Below are 3,157 nucleotides of genomic sequence, written 5' to 3'. Positions count from 1 at the left end.
GACCCGGCAGACCTCGAGGATGCGCGCCGCGCCATCCGGACGGTCCTCGGCGTGGACGCGGTCGCCTCGCCCGAAGGCTCCCGCATCACCGCGCCGATGCGCAGTGCGGACACGGTCACCGACCTGTTCGTGACTCTGCGCGAGGCCGGCATCCACCTGTCCGAGATGTCCGTGCAGAAGCCGACGCTCGACGAGGTGTTCCTCACGCTCACCGGCCACGGCGTGGACGACGACGCCGCGGACCACGCGTCCGCCGACGAAGGAGAGAAGGTCCCCGCATGACCGCCATCACCACCATCACCCCACCCGCCCAGCGGGACCTCAGAAACCACATCAGCCTCAGCCAGACGCTCGCCAACACCGTCACCATGGCGCACCGCGGGCTCCTGAAGATCAAGCGGACGCCCGAACAGCTGATGGATGTGACGCTCCAGCCGATCATCTTCACCGTGATGTTCGCGCTCCTGTTCGGCGGCGCCATCTCGGGCGACGTGCAGTCGTACCTGCCGGTGCTCATCCCCGGAATCCTCGTCCAGACGGTCATCACGACGTCCGTCGTCACCGGCGTCCAGCTGCGGGAGGACATGGACAAGGGCGTGTTCGACCGCTTCAAGTCCCTGCCGATCGCGCGGATCGCGCCGCTCTCCGGCGCGTTGCTCGCCGACACCCTGCGCTACGCCATCGCGACGACCATCACCTTCATCGTCGGCATCCTGATGGGCTACCGCCCTGCCGCCGGTGTGGGCCCGGTGATCCTCGCCGGACTGCTGGTGATCGTGTGCTCGTGGGCGATCAGCTGGATCTTCGCGTTCTTCGGCGTCATCGCCCGGACCGCGGGATCCGTCCAGGGGATCTCCTTCCTGGTGCTGTTCCCGCTGACGTTCTTCTCGAACGCCTTCGTGCCCGTGAAGACGATGCCCGACTGGCTGCAGTCGTTCGTCAACGTCAATCCGGTCTCGCACCTCGTCACGGCGGTTCGCGACCTGGCCGACACCGCGACGTTCGGTGCGGACGGCTGGATCGCCCTCGCCGGAGCGGCGGCGATCGTCGCCGTGTTCGCGCCGCTGACCGTCCGCGCCTACATGCGGAAGGCCTGACTGGGCGAGCGTCCGGTCCCTCAACGGCGGCCGTCGCATCCTGCGGAGGGATGCGGCGGCCGCTTCACGCGTGCGGCGCCGTCGGGCTCGCTGCCGCAGGATCGCTGCGCGAATGTGCGGGCCCACGCGGATATCGTGCGCCAGAACCGACATACACTGGAGAAGTGACAGCGTACGTCTCGGCCTTCGACCTGTTCTCGATCGGCATCGGCCCCTCGAGCTCGCACACCGTCGGCCCCCTCCGCGCGGCCGCCGCGTTCGCTGCACGCCTCGACGCGGACGGGATGCTCGACCAGGTCGACCAGGTCACCTGCACGCTCTACGGATCGCTTGGATCGACCGGGATCGGCCACGGCACCCCGGACGCCGTCATCGCGGGCCTGGCCGGCCTGCAGCCGGAGACCTGCCGCCCCGAGGATGTGCACGGCGCCTGGTCGCAGCTGCAACCGGGCGCGACGCTGCTGCTCGCCGGGCGGCGCAGCATCCCGCTCTCGAAGGACGACATCGCGTTCGAGCCGCGGACGCGCTTGCCGGGCCACCCGAACGCCCTCACCTTGCGGGCGTGGGGCCGGGATGCCGCGGGCGAGCGGTCGCCGCTGCCCCTGCTCGAAGAGACGTACTACTCGATCGGCGGCGGGTTCATCCGGCGCGACGGCGAGGAGGCCGAGCTGGCGGCGCGCAACGCGCATCCACTCCCCTACGACAGCTCGGAGGAGCTGCTCGCGATCTGCGACCGGGACGGCATCCCGATCTGCGAGGTCGCCCGGCGCAACGAGGTCGCACTCCACGGCGAGGAGGCCACGCGGGAACGGCTCGACCTGATCTGGGAGGCGATGGCCGAGTGCGTCGCACGGGGCCTGGCCGGCGACGGGACCCTCCCCGGCGGCCTGGGCGTGCGGCGGCGGGCGGCCACGATGCGGGAGCATCTGGAGTCCGTGCAGGACGACCCGGGACGCGCCACCTCGCTGGAGTGGCTGCACGCGTTCGCGCTCGCGGTCAACGAGGAGAACGCGTCCGGGGGCCGCGTCGTGACGGCGCCGACGAACGGCGCCGCGGGAATCGTCCCCGCCGTGGCGCACTACTACCTGCGGTTCGTGCCCGGCTCATCCCTCGAGGGAATCCGGCAGTACCTGCTGACGGCGACCGCGATCGGCTCGCTGTTCAAGGCCAACGCCTCCATCTCGGGAGCCGAGGGAGGCTGCCAGGCGGAGGTCGGCTCGGCGTGCGCGATGGCCGCCGGCGCGCTCTGCGCGGTGCTCGGCGGGACGCCTCGCCAGGTGGAGAACGCAGCGGAGATCGCGATGGAGCACCACCTCGGGCTCACCTGCGACCCGGTCGGCGGCCTGGTCCAGATCCCGTGCATCGAACGGAATGCGATCGCTTCGTCCACCGCCGTCTCGGCCGCGCGCCTCGCGTTGCACGGCGACGGCCGGCACCTGGTGTCGCTGGACACGGTCATCGAGACGATGCGGCAGACGGGACTCGACATGTCCACGAAGTACAAGGAGACGAGCGAGGGCGGCCTCGCGGTCAACGTCATCGAGTGCTGAGCGGCGTCCCTCCCGCGCGGTTCGTTCCGGCGCCGTGCGGCGTGAGCCGCCTCCCTCCCGCCGAGGTGCCCGTTGTCGCACGCGCGGCCGGCGTGGCGCCGGCACCAACGAGCACTTCGCGGGGACGGCGCGGCGGCACGCCGGCGCGCGGTGCGCTCCGCAGAGGTGGTCGTTGTTGCGCCGCGTGCGGCGTGAGCCGCCTCCCTCCCGCCGAGGTGCTCGTTGTTGCACACGCGGACGGCGTGTCGCCTGCACCTACGAGCACTTCGCGGGGACGCGCGCGGCGGCACGCCGGTGAGGCGGTGCGCTCCGCAGAGGTGCCCGTTGTTGCGCCGCGTGCGGCGCGAGCCGGCTTCCTCCCGCCGATGGGGGGGGGGGGGGTGGGGGGGGGGGGGGGGGCGGGGCGCCCCCCCCCCCCCCGGGGGGCGGGGGGGGGGGGGGGCCGCCCCCCCGCCCCGACACCTCCATCATCGCTCGGGACCTGGGGCATCGCGAGGAAGTCTCGTGGGT

The 3,157-nt window shown here is 72.1% G+C and carries 2 protein-coding genes and 1 pseudogene; all 3 read left to right on the top strand.

Annotated elements, in window-relative coordinates:
- Nucleotides 1-282: pseudogene (locus ACTHMF_RS15290) on the top strand (daunorubicin/doxorubicin resistance ABC transporter ATP-binding protein DrrA); the annotation flags it as partial.
- Entirely contained in the window at nucleotides 279-1,097 is an 819-nt protein-coding gene (locus ACTHMF_RS15285) for an ABC transporter permease (RefSeq protein WP_440318767.1), read from the top strand. The pseudogene ACTHMF_RS15290 and the gene ACTHMF_RS15285, both read left to right, overlap by 4 nt.
- Before the next feature lie 164 nt (nucleotides 1,098-1,261).
- Nucleotides 1,262-2,647 carry an L-serine ammonia-lyase gene (locus tag ACTHMF_RS15280; protein WP_440318765.1) on the top strand — a complete coding sequence of 462 codons (1,386 nt, stop codon included), beginning with the start codon at nucleotides 1,262-1,264 and terminating at the stop codon, nucleotides 2,645-2,647.
- The last annotated feature ends 510 nt before the right edge of the window (nucleotides 2,648-3,157 follow it).

The sequence above is a fragment of the Leifsonia sp. genome (genome assembly GCF_051955155.1).
GTDB lineage: Bacteria > Actinomycetota > Actinomycetes > Actinomycetales > Microbacteriaceae > Leifsonia.
This window is presented reverse-complemented; position numbering and strand designations above follow the sequence as displayed.

Excerpts from the sequence above, each read along its gene's own strand:
- ACTHMF_RS15285 (WP_440318767.1), top strand. The coding sequence starts at position 279 with ATGACCGCCATCACCACCATCACCCCACCCGCCCAGCGGGACCTCAGA.